The following is a 20,355-nucleotide window of genomic DNA, read 5'->3' on the forward strand; positions in this document are numbered from 1 at the left end:
TGGCGTATACTGATACCCTGTTTCGTTTTTTGTTTAGTGGATTGATGCGGTATACATGGCTGGAAAAAAACCAACTAACAACAGTATGGCTGAACCAAAAGATCGCCAAGTGGAAGGGCTGAAACTTCCACCACACTCTTTGGAGGCAGAGCAATCCGTGTTAGGCGGTTTGATGCTGGATAATGAACGTTGGGATAATGTATCCGAACGGGTTAGCTGCAATGACTTTTTTTAGCCGACCACACAGACGTATTTTCGCTGAAATGCAGCGTTTGCTCGAAACGGGCAAACCTATCGACCTGATCACATTATCGGAATCTCTTGAACAGAATGGCGAACTCGATAATGTCGGAGGGTTTGCCTATCTTGCTGAATTGTCGAAAAATACCCCAAGTGCGGCGAATATCAATGCCTATGCTGATATTGTCCGTGAACGTGCGGTAGTACGCGATATGATCGCGGTCGCTAATGAAATTGCCGATGCGGGATACGATCCACAAGGGCGAACCAGCGAAGAACTGTTGGATTTGGCTGAATCACGCGTATTCCAGATCGCAGAAAATCGGGCAAATAAAGACGAGGGTCCGAAAGGTATTGAACAGATCCTGGAAGAGACCGTTGAACGAATTGAACAGCTCTATCAGCGCCCGCATGATGGCGTAACTGGCGTTTCTACCGGCTATCAAGATCTGGATAAGAAAACCGCAGGATTGCAAAAATCAGATTTAGTTATCGTAGCGGCGCGTCCTTCAATGGGTAAAACGACTTTTGCGATGAACCTGTGTGAAAACGCAGCTATGATGCAGGATAAGCCTGTTTTGATTTTCAGCCTTGAGATGCCCGGCAACCAGATCATGATGCGTATGCTGGCGTCCCTGTCCCGCGTAGATCAAACACGTATTCGTACCGGTCAACTTGATGATGAGGATTGGGCACGCATTTCCAGTACGATGGGAATTTTGCTGGAAAAACGCAATATGTATATCGATGATTCATCCGGTTTGACGCCAACAGAAGTGCGTTCCCGTGCACGACGAATTTTCCGCGAACACGGTGGACTCAGTTTGATTATGATCGACTACCTGCAATTGATGCGAGTCCCTTCTTTATCCGACAACCGAACACTGGAAATTGCGGAAATATCCCGCTCACTGAAAGCGCTGGCAAAAGAACTTCAGGTGCCAGTTGTTGCACTCTCCCAGCTTAACCGTGGCTTGGAACAGCGAGCTGATAAACGTCCGGTTAACTCCGATCTGCGTGAATCAGGCTCTATCGAACAGGATGCTGACTTGATCATGTTTATTTATCGTGACGAAGTTTATCACGACAACAGTGAACTGAAAGGTGTGGCAGAAATCATCATTGGTAAACAGCGTAACGGCCCTATCGGTGCAGTAAGGCTGACGTTTAATGGTCAATGGTCACGATTCGATAATTATGCCGGGCCAAGTTACAGCGACGAATAAACCTAAAGGCCTATCACACATGTTCAAATGACTTCAATAATCAACATCGAAGATAGGCTATTATTTATCAAACCTGACTGAAAAATTATAAAAAAGGGGATGGAATGAAAGCGGCTACTGCGGTTATTGACCGCCACGCTCTGCGACACAATTTGCAACAGGTAAGGAAGCAGGCGCCTGACAGTAAACTGATTGCAGTTGTGAAAGCAAACGCCTATGGACATGGTTTATTGGAAACTGCGCGAACAATGGAAGATGCTGATTGCTTTGGTGTCGCTCGCATTGGGGAAGCGCTGGCCCTGCGCCGTGGTGGGATCGTCAAGCCAATCTTACTCTTGGAAGGTTTTTTTGAAGCGGCAGATCTGGCTGTTTTAGTCGTTAATCATATTGAAACCGTGGTGCATAGCATTGAGCAGCTTGAAGCGTTAGAACAGGCAGATTTATCCCACCCGATTAAAGTGTGGATGAAACTCGATACAGGTATGCATCGTCTGGGGATCAGGATTGATGAAGCAGATGAGTTTTATCAACGCCTGAGCCGCTGTCGTAACGTTGAACAACCCGTTAATCTCATTAGTCATTTTAGCCGTGCAGATGAACCTACAGTTGAAACGACCCAGCGGCAAATCGAGCGCTTTATGGCATTTATTGCGGATAAGGTGGGTGAAAAATCCATCTCTGCATCGGGGGGGGTTTTATTATGGCCAAAGGCACACTTAGATTGGGTTCGTCCCGGCATCATGATGTATGGTGCCTCGCCAATGACGGAGAAAACTGCGGCTGACTTTAATTTACTCCCTGCAATGACACTCAAATCCGGCTTGATCGCGGTACGTAAGCACAAAGCGGGTGAAGCCGTGGGATATGGTGGTACGTGGAGTAGTGAATGTGATACATATCTTGGTGTTGTGGCGATGGGATATGGTGATGGATATCCCCGCAGTGCACCTGCCGGTACACCAATATTTCTTAATGGTCGGGAAGTCCCCCTTGTTGGCCGTGTATCTATGGATATGATTACGGTGGATTTGGGACCGGTATGTCAGGATAAAGTGGGTGATGAAGTCATCCTTTGGGGGAATGTCCTGCCTGTTGAAAAAATTGCAGCGCATTCGGGAATTAGCGCTTATGAGCTGATTACGAAACTGACTTCACGTGTTGCAATGGAATATCTAGACGAATAATCCGGGGCAGTTATATTGTCTGTTATTGTATTTTTAATCAATAACACAATAGCAGGGAGTATAACGTAATGTTCCAGAATGTTGATGCGTATGCAGGCGATCCTATCCTATCGTTAATGGAAGAATTCAAAAACGATCCCCGCGCAGAAAAAATAAATCTGAGCATCGGGCTGTATTACGATGAACAGGGTATAACCCCAAAATTACAGGCTGTTGCAATTGCTGAAAAACAAATAAACGCCTTGCCACAGTCTGCTTCCCTTTACCTCCCAATGGAAGGGTTACTTGCCTATCGTACGGCAATTCAGGAACTGCTGTTCGGCAAAGATCACCCATTATTAAACCAACAGCATATTGCCACGATTCAAACACTGGGCGGCTCAGGCGCATTAAAAGTAGGGGCTGATTTTTTACACCGTTATTTCCCTGATTCTGAAGTATGGTGCAGTGATCCGACGTGGGAAAACCATGCCGCTATTTTTGCCGGAGCCGGTGTCAAAGTGAACTATTACCCTTATTTTAATGATAAAACCAAAGGGGTAAAATTTGACGAAATGCTGGCAACATTCAAGCAATTGCCCGCAAAAAGCATCATTTTGATGCATCCTTGCTGTCATAACCCAACAGGTTCCGATCTCACCAATGAACAATGGGATCAGGTGGTTCAGGTTGCAAAAGAGCGGGAATTGCTTCCTTTCCTTGATATCGCTTATCAGGGATTTGCTGATGGTATGGAAGAAGATGCCTACGCGATCCGCGCAATGGTCAATGCGGGTTTAGCTTGTCTGGTCAGCAACTCATTCTCGAAAATTTTCTCACTGTATGGTGAGCGTGTTGGTGGATTATCAGTTATCTGTGGCGATGCGAAAGTGGCTGAACATGTCTTGGGACAATTGAAAGCGACGGTGCGCCGTATTTACTCCAGCCCACCAAATTTTGGCGCGCAGATTGTTGCCAGGGTATTGAGTAACCCTGAATTAAAAAACCAGTGGCTGGATGAAGTTGAGCGGATGCGCTTGCGTATTCTGGAAATGCGAACAGTATTGGTAAGTGCCTTGCAACAAGCGCTACCAGAAAAAAAACGTTGATCATTTACTGAAACAGCGTGGAATGTTCAGTTATACCGGATTCAGTCAGGCACAAGTTGATAGATTACGTGAAGAGTTTGGTGTCTATCTGGTCGGTTCTGGCCGCGTTTGTATGGCTGGCGTGAATCATCACAACGTACAACGCATTGCAGAAGCGTTTGCTGCGGTGAGTTAGCCATTTTGATTACCTGCACGTAAAGAAATTTAGAGAAAAGAGCCTGATTGAAAACATTCAGTTGAAAAAAGCAGAAGGCTACTGGAATTATGTAGCCTTCTGTTTTAATAGTTTCAATATAAATAAAAATTACTTTTGCAATAATTGATAGAATGTTGGGTTATCATCACATTGCCCACTACCACATTCCAATAGGGTAGAAACCAAATTGGCTGCAATCAAAAATGCGAACAATCCCATGACAAATTTGCCTAATGTTGGGGGTGTGTATCTTGCTGAATCAACATTGCCTGCTTTCAGAGGCATAATAGCGGCGATAGCAATAATAGTCAGGATAGAGAGAATTGCAGCCCAGGTATAAAAATGCAGGCCGAAGAAAGTTGAACCATATCCCGTATCTCCCGGCATGATATGGAGAGAAACCTGACGCATGGCAATGAAACCAGTCACAATGCAGCCAAGTAGTGAAAGGCTATAATGGGAATTTTTTATGCCGAAATAAATATTAAATAAAAATCCAAAACCAATCATGATAATGCCTGCTCGCTGCAATAAACATAATGGGCAGGGAAGTTCAAAACGCGCTAATTGATAATAAAATGCGACGATCAAAACAACACTAATACCTAACAATCCCAGAATATTCAAGGCCATTGCAAGGTTAATATTACGGGGTGCTGACATTGTATTATTCATTACGGCCTCCGATTAGAAAGAAAGGTTCAATGCATCAGTGGCATGGTATTTGAACCAAAATACCGTGATGATGAATAAAGCAAACCACAGGGTATACGTCAGCTTTTTTTTGCCGGTAATGATAGTGATGATGATAACTAGCGCAATTAAGAACGGTAAAAACATGTACATGTTTAATCTCCATTATAAATTCGAAGCATATGTAATGTCATTATGGCATTAATACTTTGGTCATGTGAGCATTAATAATATTAGAACAACAATACAATACCATATGAATTCAGGAAAAATTGTTTCATCTGAATTGGCGGTAAGAAAAAGCATTTCTACACGTAGGAAGATGAATCTGATTAATAATTGTGTGGAACATAAATAAAAAACTCCCCACATAGTGGGGGAGGATTGTCAGCAATTTAGTTGCGAAATTAATAAATTAATTTTGTTCAAGTACCGATTTCAAAAAGCGAGCCGTGTGAGACTTTTCACACTGAACCACTTCTTCTGGGGTTCCTGAAACCAATATTTCACCACCGCCGCTACCACCTTCAGGGCCAAGATCGACAATCCAGTCAGCAGTTTTGATCACATCCAGATTATGTTCAATAACGACAATCGTATTTCCTTGATCCCGCAATTGATGCAGAACGGACAATAGTTGCTGAATATCCGCAAAATGCAGGCCAGTTGTTGGCTCATCAAGAATATACAGTGTCTGGCCTGTACCCCGCTTGGATAATTCCCGTGCCAGTTTTACCCGTTGAGCTTCCCCGCCAGAAAGTGTCGTTGCGGATTGGCCCAGACGAATATAGGAAAGACCGACATCTATCAAAGTTTGCAATTTACGGGAAAGGGCAGGAACTGCATCAAAAAACTCACGAGCCTCTTCGATGGTCATATTCAGCACTTCATTAATATTCTTGCCCTTATATTTGATTTCCAGCGTTTCACGATTGTAACGCTTACCCTTACATTGGTCACAAGGCACATAAACATCAGGCAAAAAATGCATCTCAACTTTAATTACGCCATCGCCCTGACAGGCTTCGCAACGTCCGCCTTTAACGTTGAAACTGAAACGCCCCGGTGTATAGCCACGGGTACGGGATTCAGGAACGCCTGAGAATAACTCTCTGACAGGCGTAAATATGCCAGTATAAGTGGCAGGGTTTGAACGAGGGGTTCTGCCAATCGGGCTTTGGTCAATATCGATCACCTTGTCAAAATGCTCAAGACCCTGGATATCGATATAAGGCGCAGGATTAATATTTGTGGCCCCGTTCAACTGACGCTGCGCGATAGGGAACAGCGTATCGTTGATCAACGTTGATTTACCGGACCCGGAAACCCCAGTAACACAAGTAAACAGGCCAACAGGCAGTTTTAATGTCACCTTTTTCAGGTTATTGCCTTTTGCGCCAATCAATTTCAGCATTTTATCTGGATCAACAGACACGCGCTGCTCTGGAATAGCAATTTTACGTTCACCACTGAGGAATTTTCCGGTGAGCGATTTGGGACTCTCCATGATATCGCTCAGTATTCCTTCGGCAACAATCTCGCCACCATGTACGCCCGCGCCCGGTCCGATATCAATAATATGGTCAGCCGCACGGATGGCATCTTCGTCATGTTCGACAACGATAACCGTGTTGCCTAAATTGCGCAGGTGCAGCAAGGTTTCCAGCAAACGCTCATTATCCCTCTGATGCAGACCAATGGAAGGCTCATCCAGCACATACATCACACCGACAAGACCCGCACCAATCTGGCTCGCCAAACGGATGCGCTGGGCTTCCCCACCGGAAAGCGTTTCTGCGGAACGGGAGAGCGTCAGGTAATTCAAGCCAACATTAACCAAGAATTTCAGGCGATCACGGATCTCTTTCAGGATTTTTTCGGCAATTTGGGCGCGTTGTCCACTCAGTTTGATATTTTGGAAAAATGCCATTGTATGACCGATGCTGAAATCCGAAATTTGTGGCAGCGTCGTATTTTCAATAAAGACATAACGCGCTTCCTTACGCAGTCGCGTTCCATCGCAGGAAATGCAAGATCGATTGCTGATATATTTTGCCAACTCTTCCCGTACTGCGGTGGATTCCGTTTCTTTATAGCGGCGTTCCATATTATGCAGCACACCTTCGAACGGATGATGACGAACCGTCACATCACCACGATCATTAGTGTATTTAAATTCGATGGATTCTTTACCTGAACCGTATAAAACCACTTTCTGAAGGGTTAGGCTCAATTGATTAAACGGTGTTTCGATATCGAATTTGTAGTGTTCTGCCAGTGATCTTAACATTTGAAAGTAATAGAAATTACGGCGATCCCAACCACGAATCGCCCCGCCGGCAAGGGAGATCCCTTCATTCTGGACAACACGTTCGGGATCAAAAAATTGCTGAACCCCTAATCCATCACAAGTAGGGCAAGCACCAGCGGGATTGTTGAAGGAAAACAGGCGCGGCTCCAACTCGCTCATACTATAACCACAGGTTGGACAGGCAAAATTGGCGGAGAAGATCAGTTCTTCGGCCTGTGTATCATCCATATTGGCAATGACGGCAGTACCGCCGGAAAGTTCCAATGCAGTTTCGAATGATTCCGCTAATCGCTGGGCGAGATCAGCACGCACTTTAAAGCGGTCGACGACGACTTCAATAGTGTGTTTTTTCTGTAATTCGAGTTTTGGTGGATCGGAGAGGTCACACACTTCACCATCAATACGGGCACGGATATAACCCTGTGCCGCGAGATTATCCAGCAGCTTGGTATGCTCGCCTTTACGTTCTTTGACGACGGGAGCCAGTAACATCAAGCGTTGGCCTTCTGGCAGTGTCAAAACGTTATCGACCATCTGGCTGATCGTTTGTGCCGCCAGGGTGATATTGTGCTCAGGGCAGCGTGGTTCACCCACTCGTGCAAATAACAGACGAAGATAATCGTGAATTTCAGTTATCGTTCCGACCGTAGAGCGGGGGTTATGGGAAGTAGACTTTTGTTCAATGGAAATAGCCGGAGATAGCCCCTCAATGTGATCGACATCCGGTTTTTCCATCAGTGATAAAAACTGGCGTGCATATGCAGAGAGGGATTCAACATAGCGACGTTGCCCCTCTGCATACAGGGTATCGAAAGCCAAAGATGACTTACCGGAACCAGATAGCCCGGTAATGACTATCAGCTTGTCACGGGGAATTACTAAATTGATATTTTTAAGATTATGGGTGCGGGCGCCCCGAACTTCGATGTTATCCATATACCACTTCCCAGATTATTGATAGTGCAAAACTCATAAACGCGTTATTATTGCACAAACATTGCTGAATGGATATCCAGTGTTTAACGGACAATCGTGCTGTAACCATGACAATGGAAAGTACGATGCTCTTCGCAAAGTATAATATAATGGCTCTCTGTTTAAACTTATCCCTCGCATGGTAAACTACTTTGCTTATAATTAGAGAAATCCGTTTTTAGCAAAATTCATTTCATCAGGAGTATTTCCAATGGCCAGCAGAGGCGTAAACAAAGTTATTTTAGTGGGTAATTTGGGGCAGGACCCGGAAGTTCGCTATATGCCGAATGGCGGGGCAGTTGCCAATATTACTCTGGCAACGTCTGAGAGCTGGCGCGATAAGCAAACCGGTGAGATGAGAGAGAAGACCGAATGGCATCGTGTCGTGTTTTTCGGCAAATTGGCAGAAGTCGCCGGTGAATACCTGCGCAAAGGTTCTCAGGTTTATATTGAAGGTTCTTTGCAGACTCGCAAATGGCAGGATCAGAGCGGCCAAGACCGTTACACCACGGAAATTGTAGTCAATCCTATCGGTGGCGTTATGCAAATGTTGGGTAGCCGTAGTGGCGCAGCACAGGATGCGCCAGCACAAGGCGGTTGGGGGCAACCACAGCAACCACAAGCCTCTCAGCAATTCAGTGGCGGTGCTCCATCTCGCCCAGCGCAGTCGCCTATGCCACAGAGCAATGAGCCGCCAATAGATTTCGATGATGATATTCCTTTCTGAGTGGACTGAAAAAGCGGCTTGATTCTGGTCAGAACCAGTCATAGATTTTGCGGTCTATAGTCGTTTAAATTTGATCTGGCAATTGTCCGTTTTGTTTCGGTAATTGTCAGATTAATCCTGAGCCAATGTACACAGATTCGTTAGCACACAATCGTGCAGCGAACTTACCGTAAGCTGAAGTTCTTGTTGGCGATTTTGCCAATCTTCTTCATGCCCTTTCAAATAGGTTTCCCGCGCATCAGCTAAGACTGCGGCCTGTGTGGCTGGAAGACGAGCAGCCGCCCAATCGGCAGCAACATCCTTAGAGACAAACTCTCCCGTCACTAATGTATGCCACATACGCGCCAGCGTTAGAAGGACATTGCGTTCATCTCCCTGTAGCGTCTCAATTAAATTCGGCAGGACATCCTTAATAGCTCTATGAATGTCTGGACTTGGAATAGCGGGTAGAAGACGGCTTGTGTTCGGGCCGATCAGCGGTATTGCTTCTTGCCGTGATTGAGCCAACACCAAGGTAAGTTCTGGATCACAAACCGACTTGGGAATTTCTCCCACCTCATATTCATGGCGTAGCCACTCGCCGTAAATAAATTCACTTCGGGCAGGATAAAGCGATGCGGTGAGATCAGCGCGTAAGAAAACAATCAGTTCAATAGGGCGACGCCCATCAGGATCAAAAGGATATCGGCCTGATACCATCATTAAATCGGCAGCGAGAGATGCCCGAACCTCAGATGTCATCGGTTGGTCAATAACCACGAGTAAATCTACATCGCTGCGAGGGCGAAGACCACCAACCACAGCCGAACCATGAAGGTAGACAGCGACCAGCGATTCCGCTAATCGCTTCTGGATGATCACCAACGTTTTATCTGCTTCGGGAGGAATAGTCATTAAACAGCTCACTCATAAAATACTCATGCTAAATATTGCTCAAAATTACACCAGCAAATCAAACAAATAAATAGCATGAGCACATATAAATATCTTGGTTCTATTTAACCAATCGTTTTACCCAGCAATTGGCGAATATAATATCCCGCACCCAATAACCCCGGTTTGTCATGAGTAATCAGATACACAGGAATATCTTTTAAATAGTCTGTAAATCTGCCTTTGTTTTCAAACCCTTGCCGGAAACCTGATTTTTGGAAGAAATCAAAGAAACGAGGAACGATCCCACCCGCAATGTAAACACCGCCAAATGCACCCATATTCAGCGCCAAATTTCCACCAAAACGCCCTAACGCAGCACAAAAGAGTTCTAATGCCTGTTTGCAGATCGGGCAATTTCCACTCAGTGCACGGTCAGAGATATCGCTAGGGGTAAGATCTTCGGCGACTTGGCTGTTGAGTTTCATCAGGGAACGATAAATATTCACTAAACCAGGGCCGGAAAGGATTCGTTCGGCGGAGACATGACCATATTCTTCGCGCAGTACGCTCAACATATGATCTTCTTCCGTACTATCTGGCGCGAACTCTACGTGACCCCCTTCACCCGGTAAGCTCATCCATTGGCTGCCTGTATGAACAAGGTGCGCGACTCCTAACCCAGTTCCCGCACCATAAACCGCAATAGGGCGTTTCGCCTGAGGTTGCTTGCCACCAATCTGAATCACATCATTTTCTCCCAGAACCGGAATGGCGAGGGAAACGGCAGTAAAATCGTTAATCACCTCAAAACGTTCCCACTCCAAAGAGGCTTTCATTTGGCTAACAGAAAAACGCCAACTGTGGTTGGTCATGCTGATTACATCGTCCGTCACCGGACAGGCAATAGCGATACTGCCATATTTGACTTCACAGTTCTGTTGTTTCAAATATTGGCGGATAACAATTTCAAGCGATGCATAATGCGCACAGGGATAGAATTCGACCGCGCTCAATTGCCCGGTATCTACATCACATAATGCCAGGCGTGCATTTGTACCGCCGATATCACCTACCAGAGCATAAGTTGTCATGGTTTATCTCCTTAATTCTTACAGAAATCCTAATGAACCCGTTAAAAATTGAATTGAGGGGATTTTACACAAGGTCAGGCCTAAAGGCCGCATAAAAATGTATCTTACAGAGCATGAGTTTTATCATCGTCGATGTGATTATCGCTTGATTCTTATCCCTGATTCACTGGATAATCGTCGGCTTCAAATTTTCTCACTTTTTCTTTACCCAAAAAGCCAAACGATTGCGCGAACGAATGGTTGAACCAATGAATGCTGCACTGATTTTTATTATCTTGTGACGTAATCGTTTTCGTTTGAAGAGGTGAAGAAATAGGGAGAGGGCTTTTAAAGCGATGTATTTAACAGAAGCAGGGGAAAAACATGTCTGGTATGCAGGCACCAACACAATGCAAACTCGATAGGTATTTTAAGATTACTGAACGCGGATCGACGGTACGTCAGGAAGTTCTCGCTGGGTTAACGACATTTTTGGCGATGGTCTATTCCGTTATTGTGGTTCCAGGGATGCTTGGGCAAGCCGGATTTCCTCATACCGCTGTGTTTATTTCTGTTTGTCTGGTGACCGGTATCGGTTCGTTATTGATGGGATTGTGGGTTAATCTGCCAATGGCGATTGGTTGTGCAATCTCGTTGACTGCATTTACCGCGTTTAGCCTGGTATTAGGGCAACAGGTCAGCATTCCGGTGGCATTGGGTGCGGTTTTCCTGATGGGATGTTTGTTTACGTTAATTTCAGTAACCGGTGTGCGAGCGTGGATTTTGCGCAATATGCCAATGGGTATTGCACATGGAACGGGTATTGGCATCGGGTTGTTTTTATTGTTGATTGCCGCCAATGGCGTGGGTCTGGTGGTGAAGAATCCAAACGCTGGCTTGCCTGTGTCCTTTGGTTCATTGACGTCATTTCCCGTGGTGATGACGTTATTGGGGCTGGCGGGAATTATCGGTCTGGAACGGAAGAAGGTGCCTGGCGGTATCTTGCTGATCATTATTGCGATTTCTATTATTGGCTTGATTTTTGATCCAGCCGTTAAATATCAAGGATTCTTTAAATTTCCTACCTTGGGGGAAGATGGCTTGTCCCTGATGTTCAGTATGGATGTCATGGGCGCTTTACAGCCTATTGTCTTACCCAGTGTTCTGGCGCTGGTCATGACAGCCGTATTTGATGCGACGGGTACGATCCGTGCGGTGGCGGGGCAAGCCAATTTATTGGATAAGAGAGGCCAGATTATCAATGGCGGCAAGGCACTGACAGCCGATTCTGTCAGTAGTATTTTTGCTGGGGTTATCGGTTCTTCTCCCGCTGCGGTTTATATTGAGTCTGCCGCAGGAACCGCTGCGGGTGGTAAAACAGGTTTAACAGCTTCTGTTGTCGGTATTTTATTCCTGTTGATTTTATTCCTGTCTCCGCTGTCGTATTTAGTTCCCGGCTATGCTACGGCTCCTGCCTTGATGTATGTCGGATTACTGATGCTGAGTAATGTGCGAAAACTAAACTTTGATGATTTTGTGGATGCAATGTCAGGTTTACTGTGTGCTGTATTTATCGTGCTGACTTGTAACATCGTCACCGGCATTATGCTGGGTTTCAGTGCATTAGTGGTTGGGCGTATCTTTGCGGGGGAATGGCGTCAGCTGAATACTGGTACGGTGATACTTGCCATTGTATTAGTGGTATTTTATGCCGGAAATTGGGCTATCTAATTTAAATAGGATGCGCGAACACTGAGAGTTTGCGTATCCTTATTCCTGCTATATTTTTCCATTCCACTGTGAGTTATCTGGTGACCACCAGACATCGTCTAAAATAGGCTAATTTTTCAATACACGTTGGCCGATAAGCATAAAATAGAAATATGAATCAATGCTGATTGATTCATAATGTGATTGTTTTTTGATTTTCTTTAATAACTGTAATATTTATGGTTATTAGCGCTATTATTAACATTAAAAAACAGTCACAATCTTTCCACTGACGGATTTTTGGCAATTTGTAAGGGTAACATGGAAATATTCTTTACTATCTTGATCTTGATTTTGGTGGTGTCAGTTTCTGGTGTTCTTACTAAAATGATTCCGTTCCGTATCCCCTTGCCGATAGTGCAAATAGCAATGGGTGCGTTGCTGGCCTGGCCTCATTTTGGTTTACACGTTACTTTCGATCCAGAACTCTTCCTCGTATTACTTATCCCTCCTTTGTTATTTGTTGATGGTTGGAAAACGCCAACCAGAGAGTTTTTTCAGCATGGGCGTGAAATCGTCATTTTAGTTTTAGTATTGGTCTTGGTGACGGTTATTGGCATTGGTTATTTGATCTATTGGTTATTGCCGAGTATTCCACTTATTGCTGCTTTTGCACTGGCGGCTGTATTATCCCCAACAGATGCGGTGGCATTATCATCCATTGTCGGAAAAGATCGTATTCCTAAAAATATGATGAGCGTGCTGGAAGGGGAGGCATTAATGAATGATGCTTCCGGTCTGGTGGCTCTGAAATTTGCTGTAGCGATTGCTATGGGCACGATGGTATTTACTGTCACTGGTGCAACGGTTGAGTTTTTCAAGGTGGCGGTGGGGGGATTGCTGTCGGGTATCGCCATTACCTGGTTATACAGTAAATCACTGCGATTGATGAGTCGCTGGAGTGGCGATGATCCGGCAACTCAAATCATGTTTATGATGCTGTTGCCGTTTGCTTCTTATATGATTGCTGAACATATTGGTGTCTCAGGAATTCTGGCAGCGGTTGCCGCAGGTATGACTATCAGTAAGGCCGGCGTGATCCGCAACGCACCACTGGATATGCGTCTGCGTGCCGATAACGTATGGGGAATGCTGGCCTTTGTCTTCAATGGCCTGGTGTTCATCATGCTGGGGCTGCAATTGCCGGGTATCTGGGAAACATCGGTGGAACAGGCTGAACTTGACCCACATGTTGAAACCTGGATGCTATTTGCTGCCGTTGGGATCATTTATGTTGCGCTGGTATTACTGCGATTCTGCTGGTTGTGGTTGATGAAAAATATCAGCAAGATGCTGATAAAGAAAAAACCCCTTCAATTTGCCTCCTATACGGCTCGTGAGTTGTGGCTGGCTTCATTCGCGGGTGTTCGAGGGGCAATTACGTTGGCAGGTGCGCTGTCTGTTCCCTTGTTCTTACCGGATGGTGATCCGTTCCCGGCGCGTTATCAGTTGATTTTTATTGCAGCGGGCGTGATTTTGTTCTCCCTTTTTGTCGGGGTTGTCGCTTTACCTTTGCTGCTGCGTGGCATGAAAGTCGGTGATAAGCTGGCAGATCTCAATGAAATCAGAATGGCAAAATCGGCCATGGCTGAAGTTGCTATTGTCAGTATGAATAAGATGGAAGAGCGTCTGTCGGCCAGTACTGAAGAAAAACTGGATGCTGAGGTTATTAGTGAGATTGCTTCTCGCGTTACCGGTTATTTGCGGCGTCGTACTGCGGGAACGGATGAAATCGAACATAACCTGATGATTGAAGATTTGGAACGCCGCTTCCGTTTGACGGCATTAAGGGCTGAACGAGGAGAGTTATATCACCTGCGTGCCACCCGTAAGATTAGTAATGAAACACTACAAACGTTGCTGCATGATCTTGATTTGCTAGAAGCGCTTTTAGTAGAGAAAGATCAATAAGTAGAGAAAGATCAATAAAAGGTAAAAGACCAATAAATTATGTGGCTGTTAACGATCACAACATTTTTATGGGCCGCCTCATTTAGCCTGATTGGCGCTTATCTTGCTGGTCAGGTTGATAGCTGGTTTTCGGTTCTTGTCAGGGTCATATTGGCAGCAATGGTATTTTTACCATTTTTGCGCTGGCGTGGGTTATCGCTGAAAGTCATTTCACTGTATATGGCTGTTGGGGCCTGTCAGCTTGGTGTGATGTATTTGTTTGTATTTCACGCTTATCACTATCTGACCGTGGCAGAATTTTTGCTGTTTACCATCATGACGCCGCTTTATGTCACATTAATGTATGATCTGATGGGACGCCAGCGATTGCGCTGGAGTTATGCCTTGAGTTCTTTACTGGCAGTGGCTGGCGCAGCGATTATTCGTTATGACCGATTGAGTGAGTCTTTCTGGATTGGCTTGCTGTTAGTGCAATTGGCAAATATTTTCTTTGCAATTGGTCAAGTCGGTTATAAGCGCTTGATGGAGATCCACCCGATCCCACAACGAGTGGCATTTTCATGGTTTTATCTGGGCGCTTGTGCTGTCGCTATCATCGGTTGGCTGATGTTTGGTGATCCGCAAAAATTGCCAACCACTCAGCTACAGTGGGGAGTCTTGATTTGGCTGGGTGTTGGGGCATCGGGGATTGGCTACTTTATGTGGAACTGTGGTGCCACTCAGGTCGATGCCGGAACACTGGCAATTATGAATAATATGTTGGTTCCGGCAGGGTTATTGGTCAATTTTGCGATTTGGCAGCAGCATCCGAATTGGCTGAACTTTACCATTGGAGGCAGCCTGATTGTTGCGTCGCTTTGGGTGCATCACCGTTGGATACTGAAACCTGTTTCACAAACGGCAAATTGTCCACCGCGTGCTGGCGCGCAGAACGAATAAAGGTATCGATAGCGGGTTGACGCTGCTCCCCTTCCCGGCTGGCAGCGTACAATCTGCTCCATAACCCTTCTCCCAATGTCTGAGTGACAACCAATCCTTGTCTTTCAAATGTTTCCACGGCCCAGTGTGGTAACGCGGCAATACCCAATCGGGCGGCAACCATCTGGATCAGCAATAGTGTATTATCGACAGCTTTTAATGTTGGCGTAATTTCCGCAGGCTGGAGAAAACGACGCCAGATATCAAACCGTTGGCGCTGGACGGGATAGATCAGCAAAATTTCTGCGGCGAGATCTTGTGGACGAATATCACGTTTATTGGCCAGTGGATGATCCGGCGCGAGCACCAGCTTCACTTCATAATCAAACAGCGGCGTATAATGCAGGTTACTGTCTGCAATAATGTCAGATGTCAGAACGATATCCAGCTCGCGTTTTTGCAGTGCAGGTTGAGGATCAAATGTCACACCAGATTTAAAGTCCACATTAACCTGCGGCCAACTTTCACGAAAACGCTTAAGTGCGGGTGTCAGCCATTGAATACAGCTATGGCACTCGATGGCAATGCGTAAGTTTGTCTCTTCCGGCTCATGGCATTCACGTAAGGAAGCGGTCACTAAGGGCAAGACTTGCTCTGCCAGCTTCAACAGCACTTCCCCTTGGGGGGTTAGCTTTAAGGGTTGGCTTTTACGAATGAATAGTTTAAATCCCAGCCGATGTTCTAATTCACTGAACTGATGAGAAAGGGCCGATTGCGTCTGATGCAAATAATTTGCTGTCGCGGCGAGTGAGCCACAATGGTTCAGTGCTTGCAGCGTTTTTAAGTGTTTTAGTTCGATCATGAAAAACCTTCAAGATGATAATGAATAATTTGCGCTTGTGGTTTATACCTTACCTGTTGATTATAGAAGTGTAAACATCTAGACGGCTAAAAATTACAGGGTGACGACATGACGGTTCTGAATCATACATTAGGTTTTCCACGTATCGGATTGAAAAGAGAGCTAAAAAAAGCGCAAGAAAGCTATTGGGCGGGCAAAATTTCTCAACAGGAATTGCTGGAAACAGGTCGTGAATTACGTGCACGTCACTGGCAACAACAAAAAGAAGCGGGCGTTGATTTAGTCCCCGTTGGTGATTTTGCCTGGTATGACCAAGTATTGACCACCAGCCTGTTATTGGGCAATGTTCCACCGCGTCATCAAAATGAAGGTGGCAATATTGATCTGGATACGCTGTTCCGCATCGCCCGTGGTCGTGCTCCAACAGGGACACCTGCGGCTGCTTCGGAAATGACTAAATGGTTTAACACCAATTATCACTATATCGTGCCTGAATTTCAGGAAGGGCAGGAATTTAAGTTAGGCTGGACTCAGTTGTTGGATGAAGTTGATGAAGCTCTGGCATTGGGACACAACGTAAAACCTGTCCTTTTGGGACCCGTGACCTATTTATGGCTCGGTAAGGTAAAAGGCAAGGCTTTTGATCGCCTGTCTCTATTAAAGGATATCCTGCCGGTATACCAGCAGGTGTTGGCAGAACTGGCAACACGCGGCATTGAATGGGTACAGATTGATGAACCGGCTCTGGTACTGGAATTACCAGAAGAGTGGCAGGCGGCATTCTCAACAGCTTATCAAACACTTGAAGGACAAGTGAAATTGTTGCTGACGACCTATTTTGACAGCATCGGTCACAATCTGGAAACCATCAAATCGTTACCAGTGCAAGGACTGCATGTTGATTTGGTCGCGGGACAGGATTCTCTTGAGCATTTGGATAAATCTCTGCCGGAAGACTGGCTGCTTTCATTGGGGGTGATTAACGGCCGCAACGTTTGGCGAGCCGATTTGAGTGAAAAATACCCGCTTGTCGCCCCATTGGTTGGTAAAAGAAATGTGTGGATCGGCACTTCCTGTTCATTACTGCATAGCCCCATTGATCTGAATGACGAAACAGGATTGGATGAAGAAGTGAAAAGCTGGTTTGCCTTTGCATTGCAAAAATGTGCGGAACTTTCTTTGCTGTCACAAGCATTGAATGCGCCGGAAAGCAGTAAACAGGCAGATCTGGATGCCTATAGTGCCCCAGTTCGCGCCCGTCGCAGTTCCACAAGGGTGAATAATCCAGCGGTCGCTGGGCGCATTGCGGCAATTAAGCCACAGGATAGCGAACGTCATCAGGTATATCCTGAGCGTGCCAAGCTCCAGCGTCAGCGTTATAACTTACCGTTGTGGCCAACAACAACCATAGGTTCATTCCCGCAAACAACGGAAATTCGTAGCCTGCGTCTCGATTTCAAAAAAGGTCGGGTGGATAGTACGCACTACCGAGCCAATATCAGTGAGCATATCAAACAGGCGATCCAAGAGCAGGAGCGTTTGGGGTTGGATGTATTGGTACATGGTGAAGCTGAACGTAACGACATGGTGGAATATTTCGGTGAACACTTTGACGGTTATGTCTTTACTCAAAATGGCTGGGTACAGAGTTATGGCTCCCGTTGCGTGAAACCACCGGTAATTATTGGCGATATCAGTCGGCCAGAGGCGATAACAGTGAACTGGGCGACATATGCACAATCCTTGACTGATAAGCCAGTCAAAGGCATGTTGACGGGACCTGTGACCATTCTCTGTTGGTCATTCCCAAGGGAAGATATCAGCCGTGAAACCATCGCTAAACAGATCGCACTGGCTTTGCGTGATGAAGTTGATGATTTGCAGAAGGCAGGCATTGGCATTATCCAGATTGATGAACCGGCATTGCGTGAAGGCTTGCCACTGCGCAGAGAAGAGTGGCAGGAATATCTGGAATGGGCGGTGGATGCTTTCAAATTGAGCGCAGCTATTGCGCAAGATGATACCCAAATCCACACTCATATGTGTTATTGCGAGTTCAATGACATCATGCCGTCCATTGCAGCGCTGGATGCGGATGTAATCACCATTGAAACCTCACGCTCGGATATGGAGTTACTGGATTCGTTCGAAGATTTCTCTTATCCGAATGAGATAGGGCCTGGTGTGTATGATATTCACTCACCAAACGTCCCCAGCGTCGAATGGATTGAGTCATTATTACGCAAAGCGGCTGATCGTATTCCGGTTGAACGTTTGTGGGTAAACCCAGACTGTGGCTTGAAAACTCGCGGTTGGACAGAAACCAGACAAGCGTTGGCAAACATGGTTGAAGCGGCAACACGTTTACGCTCTTCATTAAATGGCTAATTTAGAGTTTATTTGTTCAGTTTAAACTTACTAAGTGATGAAAATACCCGCTACAGTCAGATTCATGTAGCGGGTGAAAAAGCGAGTTTTCTTGGCCGCTTAATCTTCAACAGATCCAATGCCCGCAGATTTTAAATCCAGATTTTTTGAGACGTCAGCGTTTGGCTGACCTTATCGATAAGACCAGACAAACGCTGATCTTCAATCCAATCTATCATGCATATGCTGGTGCTGCCTTCGCGCTGTTACAAGCCCGATCCGCAACTATTCGTTTTATCTCGGCAATACCTCTTTTTCAGCTCATTATATTTAAAGCAGACCGGGTCTGGACTGAAATTTTCCTTGGAAAAAATCGATTTCTGATAGCGAAACGCATTGTAAATATGGCATGTTCCAATTTATCCATTTTTAATGAGGTTTTGTGATGGGGTTTTATATTCCAATTATTGGATTGGGAGTGGCGGTATTTACGCTGGTTTTTCTGGTCTTGCGCACGCGTGTTCATGTCCTTATTGCTATGCTAATTGCGGCAATAATCGCCGGAATATCAGGCGGCTTGACTATGAATAATATCGTTGAAGTCATCGCTAAAGGATTTGGTTCGACATTAGGTAACATCGGTATCGTGATTGGATTGGGATGCATGATGGGGAGAATATTGGAAGTATCGGGAGCAACAGAGCAAATCGCCTATAGCCTGATTAAATGGTTGGGTAAAAGGCGCGAAGAATGGGCTTTGGCGATTACCGGCTATATTGTCAGTATCCCCATATTTGTGAATTCAGCTTTTGTGATCCTCTATCCGTTGGTGAAGGCATTGGCGAAAAAAGGTAAACGCAATGTATTGTCCCTTGGGGTTGCTCTGGCCGGAGGGTTAGTGGTGACTCACCATATCGTTCCTCCAACACCAGGGCCACTTGGTGTCGCCGGAATATTCGGGGTCAGTATCGGCCAAATGATGCTGGCAGGTATGATACTGGCGGTGCCCTGTGTCATGGGTATTACCTGCTATGCAAAGTGGTTGGAGACTAAATATCCTCAATATCAACTGGGTGATACAGAGGAAAGTGCAGAAAATTTGCCACAAGTACATCAGCGTTATATGGAAGAGAAAGAGCAAAAATCACTTCCAAGTCTATTTCTTTCGCTTTTACCCATCGTCGTGCCAATTATGCTGATTTTTATTGGTGTCATTAATGGAATGATACGGAAAATGGATGGGTTTGCCGGTAAGGAGAACGCTTTCTATTTTCAGCTTTTTGATTTTCTAGGATCACCCATTATTGCGCTAGCAATCAGTGTATTACTGGCGGTTTATACCTTAATGCCAAACGTTAGTAAGCATGAAGTGATTGAACATCTGGAAACAGGGTTAAAAACGGTAGGTATTATTTTGCTGGTGTCAGGCGCGGGAGGTGCATTAGGCGCCGTGTTGAATGAAGGCTCAACAGGGACGATATTGGCGCATTATATTGCCAGCCTGCCCATAACACCGGTCTTGATCCCATTTATCATTGCAACGCTCATACGCATAATTCAAGGCTCTGGTACAGTGGCAATGATAACTGCGGCTTCTATTTCTGCGCCGGTTATCAAGCAGATACCGGATGTTAATATGTTGGTGGCGGCTCAGGCGGCGATGATGGGCACACTATTTTTCAGTTACTTCAATGATTGTTTTTTCTGGGTGGTTAACCGGATGATGGGCATTAAGAATGTGAGACAGCAGATTATCATCTGGTCGATACCCACCACCATTGCTTGGGGAATTGGACTGTGTGGTGTATTACTGCTTAATTTCATCATGTAACTTATTATGCGGATAGCGCCCTGTAGAGGGCGTTTTCTTTTTAAATGTGATAATCATCACAAATATATGTATGTGCTTCTTTTTAATATCAATTAAAGATGATTTTAATC

13 protein-coding genes and 2 pseudogenes are annotated in these 20,355 nt (G+C 45.5%); 9 read left to right on the forward strand and 6 right to left on the reverse strand.

All coding sequences use genetic code 11. The annotated features are described in order from the left end of the window. Positions 1–55: 55 nt before the first annotated feature. From dnaB to PXH59_RS16620, 3 genes and pseudogenes are all read left to right on the forward strand, one after another. A pseudogene (gene dnaB / locus PXH59_RS16610) lies at positions 56–1,466 on the forward strand (replicative DNA helicase). 104 nt (positions 1,467–1,570) lie between these two features. After that, positions 1,571–2,650 (forward strand): alanine racemase, encoded by a 1,080-nt coding sequence (alr, locus tag PXH59_RS16615; RefSeq protein WP_285809236.1) that lies wholly within the window; start codon positions 1,571–1,573, stop codon positions 2,648–2,650. A 68-nt stretch (positions 2,651–2,718) separates the two neighbouring features. Continuing rightward, positions 2,719–3,913 (forward strand): annotated as a pseudogene (locus PXH59_RS16620) (amino acid aminotransferase). A 129-nt stretch (positions 3,914–4,042) separates the two neighbouring features. On the opposite strand, the gene PXH59_RS16625 reads toward PXH59_RS16620, so the two are convergent. The 3 genes from PXH59_RS16625 to uvrA all read right to left on the reverse strand — a co-directional run bounded on the left by PXH59_RS16625 (position 4,043) and on the right by uvrA (position 7,874). Further along, positions 4,043–4,609: a disulfide bond formation protein B gene (locus PXH59_RS16625; protein WP_285809239.1), complete on the reverse strand. Its 567-nt coding sequence runs from the start codon at positions 4,607–4,609 to the stop codon at positions 4,043–4,045. Positions 4,610–4,621: 12 nt separating this feature from the next. Then, entirely contained in the window at positions 4,622–4,780 is a 159-nt protein-coding gene (locus PXH59_RS16630) for a DUF5993 family protein (protein ID WP_167400589.1), read from the reverse strand. 262 nt (positions 4,781–5,042) lie between these two features. Then, on the reverse strand, positions 5,043–7,874 hold the full coding sequence (gene uvrA / locus PXH59_RS16635; RefSeq protein WP_285809243.1) for an excinuclease ABC subunit UvrA: 2,832 nt from the start codon (positions 7,872–7,874) through the stop codon (positions 5,043–5,045). A gap of 250 nt (positions 7,875–8,124) precedes the next feature. On the opposite strand from uvrA, the gene ssb1 reads away from it, so the two are divergent. Beyond that, the gene (gene ssb1 / locus PXH59_RS16640; protein ID WP_285809244.1) at positions 8,125–8,640 is read left to right on the forward strand and encodes a single-stranded DNA-binding protein SSB1; all 516 of its coding nucleotides are present in this window, start codon (positions 8,125–8,127) and stop codon (positions 8,638–8,640) included. 111 nt (positions 8,641–8,751) lie between these two features. Here the strand turns inward: ssb1 and PXH59_RS16645 are convergent, their stop codons facing one another. Continuing rightward, a complete protein-coding gene (locus tag PXH59_RS16645; protein ID WP_285809245.1) occupies positions 8,752–9,534 on the reverse strand; it encodes an aminoglycoside adenylyltransferase family protein in 783 nt (260 codons plus the stop codon). 104 nt (positions 9,535–9,638) lie between these two features. Continuing rightward, positions 9,639–10,607, reverse strand: coding sequence for a glucokinase (glk, locus tag PXH59_RS16650; protein WP_285809247.1), 969 nt, complete (start codon positions 10,605–10,607; stop codon positions 9,639–9,641). 363 nt (positions 10,608–10,970) lie between these two features. Between glk and PXH59_RS16655 the strand changes: the two genes are divergently transcribed. From PXH59_RS16655 to PXH59_RS16665, 3 genes are all read left to right on the forward strand, one after another. Continuing rightward, complete coding sequence (locus PXH59_RS16655; RefSeq protein ID WP_285809249.1) at positions 10,971–12,317, forward strand: NCS2 family permease; 1,347 nt, start codon at positions 10,971–10,973, stop codon at positions 12,315–12,317. A 300-nt stretch (positions 12,318–12,617) separates the two neighbouring features. After that, entirely contained in the window at positions 12,618–14,267 is a 1,650-nt protein-coding gene (locus PXH59_RS16660) for a Na+/H+ antiporter (protein ID WP_047770669.1), read from the forward strand. 39 nt (positions 14,268–14,306) lie between these two features. Continuing rightward, positions 14,307–15,206, forward strand: a complete 900-nt coding sequence (locus tag PXH59_RS16665) for a carboxylate/amino acid/amine transporter (protein WP_072059794.1) — start codon at positions 14,307–14,309, stop codon at positions 15,204–15,206. Here PXH59_RS16665 and metR read toward each other — a convergent pair. Beyond that, complete coding sequence (gene metR / locus PXH59_RS16670; protein ID WP_285809253.1) at positions 15,091–16,047, reverse strand: HTH-type transcriptional regulator MetR; 957 nt, start codon at positions 16,045–16,047, stop codon at positions 15,091–15,093. The genes PXH59_RS16665 and metR overlap by 116 nt on opposite strands. Before the next feature lie 108 nt (positions 16,048–16,155). Between metR and metE the strand changes: the two genes are divergently transcribed. Both metE and PXH59_RS16680 read left to right on the forward strand, forming a co-directional pair. After that, a complete protein-coding gene (gene metE / locus PXH59_RS16675; protein WP_285809255.1) occupies positions 16,156–18,435 on the forward strand; it encodes a 5-methyltetrahydropteroyltriglutamate--homocysteine S-methyltransferase in 2,280 nt (759 codons plus the stop codon). Between the two features lie 424 nt (positions 18,436–18,859). Continuing rightward, positions 18,860–20,245, forward strand: a complete 1,386-nt coding sequence (locus tag PXH59_RS16680) for a GntP family permease (RefSeq protein WP_047770665.1) — start codon at positions 18,860–18,862, stop codon at positions 20,243–20,245. The last annotated feature ends 110 nt before the right edge of the window (positions 20,246–20,355 follow it).

The organism is Xenorhabdus bakwenae (genome assembly GCF_030272115.1).
Classification (GTDB): Bacteria; Pseudomonadota; Gammaproteobacteria; order Enterobacterales; family Enterobacteriaceae; genus Xenorhabdus; species Xenorhabdus bakwenae.

Bases quoted from the DNA above. Each gene is read 5' to 3' on its own strand.
- alr (WP_285809236.1), top strand. From the start codon at position 1,571: ATGAAAGCGGCTACTGCGGTTATTGACCGCCACGCTCTGCGACACAAT.
- PXH59_RS16625 (WP_285809239.1), bottom strand. From the start codon at position 4,609: ATGAATAATACAATGTCAGCACCCCGTAATATTAACCTTGCAATGGCC.
- PXH59_RS16630 (WP_167400589.1), bottom strand. From the start codon at position 4,780: ATGTACATGTTTTTACCGTTCTTAATTGCGCTAGTTATCATCATCACT.
- uvrA (WP_285809243.1), bottom strand. From the start codon at position 7,874: ATGGATAACATCGAAGTTCGGGGCGCCCGCACCCATAATCTTAAAAAT.
- ssb1 (WP_285809244.1), top strand. From the start codon at position 8,125: ATGGCCAGCAGAGGCGTAAACAAAGTTATTTTAGTGGGTAATTTGGGG.
- PXH59_RS16645 (WP_285809245.1), bottom strand. From the start codon at position 9,534: ATGACTATTCCTCCCGAAGCAGATAAAACGTTGGTGATCATCCAGAAG.
- glk (WP_285809247.1), bottom strand. From the start codon at position 10,607: ATGACAACTTATGCTCTGGTAGGTGATATCGGCGGTACAAATGCACGC.
- PXH59_RS16655 (WP_285809249.1), top strand. From the start codon at position 10,971: ATGTCTGGTATGCAGGCACCAACACAATGCAAACTCGATAGGTATTTT.
- PXH59_RS16660 (WP_047770669.1), top strand. From the start codon at position 12,618: ATGGAAATATTCTTTACTATCTTGATCTTGATTTTGGTGGTGTCAGTT.
- PXH59_RS16665 (WP_072059794.1), top strand. From the start codon at position 14,307: ATGTGGCTGTTAACGATCACAACATTTTTATGGGCCGCCTCATTTAGC.
- metR (WP_285809253.1), bottom strand. From the start codon at position 16,047: ATGATCGAACTAAAACACTTAAAAACGCTGCAAGCACTGAACCATTGT.
- metE (WP_285809255.1), top strand. From the start codon at position 16,156: ATGACGGTTCTGAATCATACATTAGGTTTTCCACGTATCGGATTGAAA.
- PXH59_RS16680 (WP_047770665.1), top strand. From the start codon at position 18,860: ATGGGGTTTTATATTCCAATTATTGGATTGGGAGTGGCGGTATTTACG.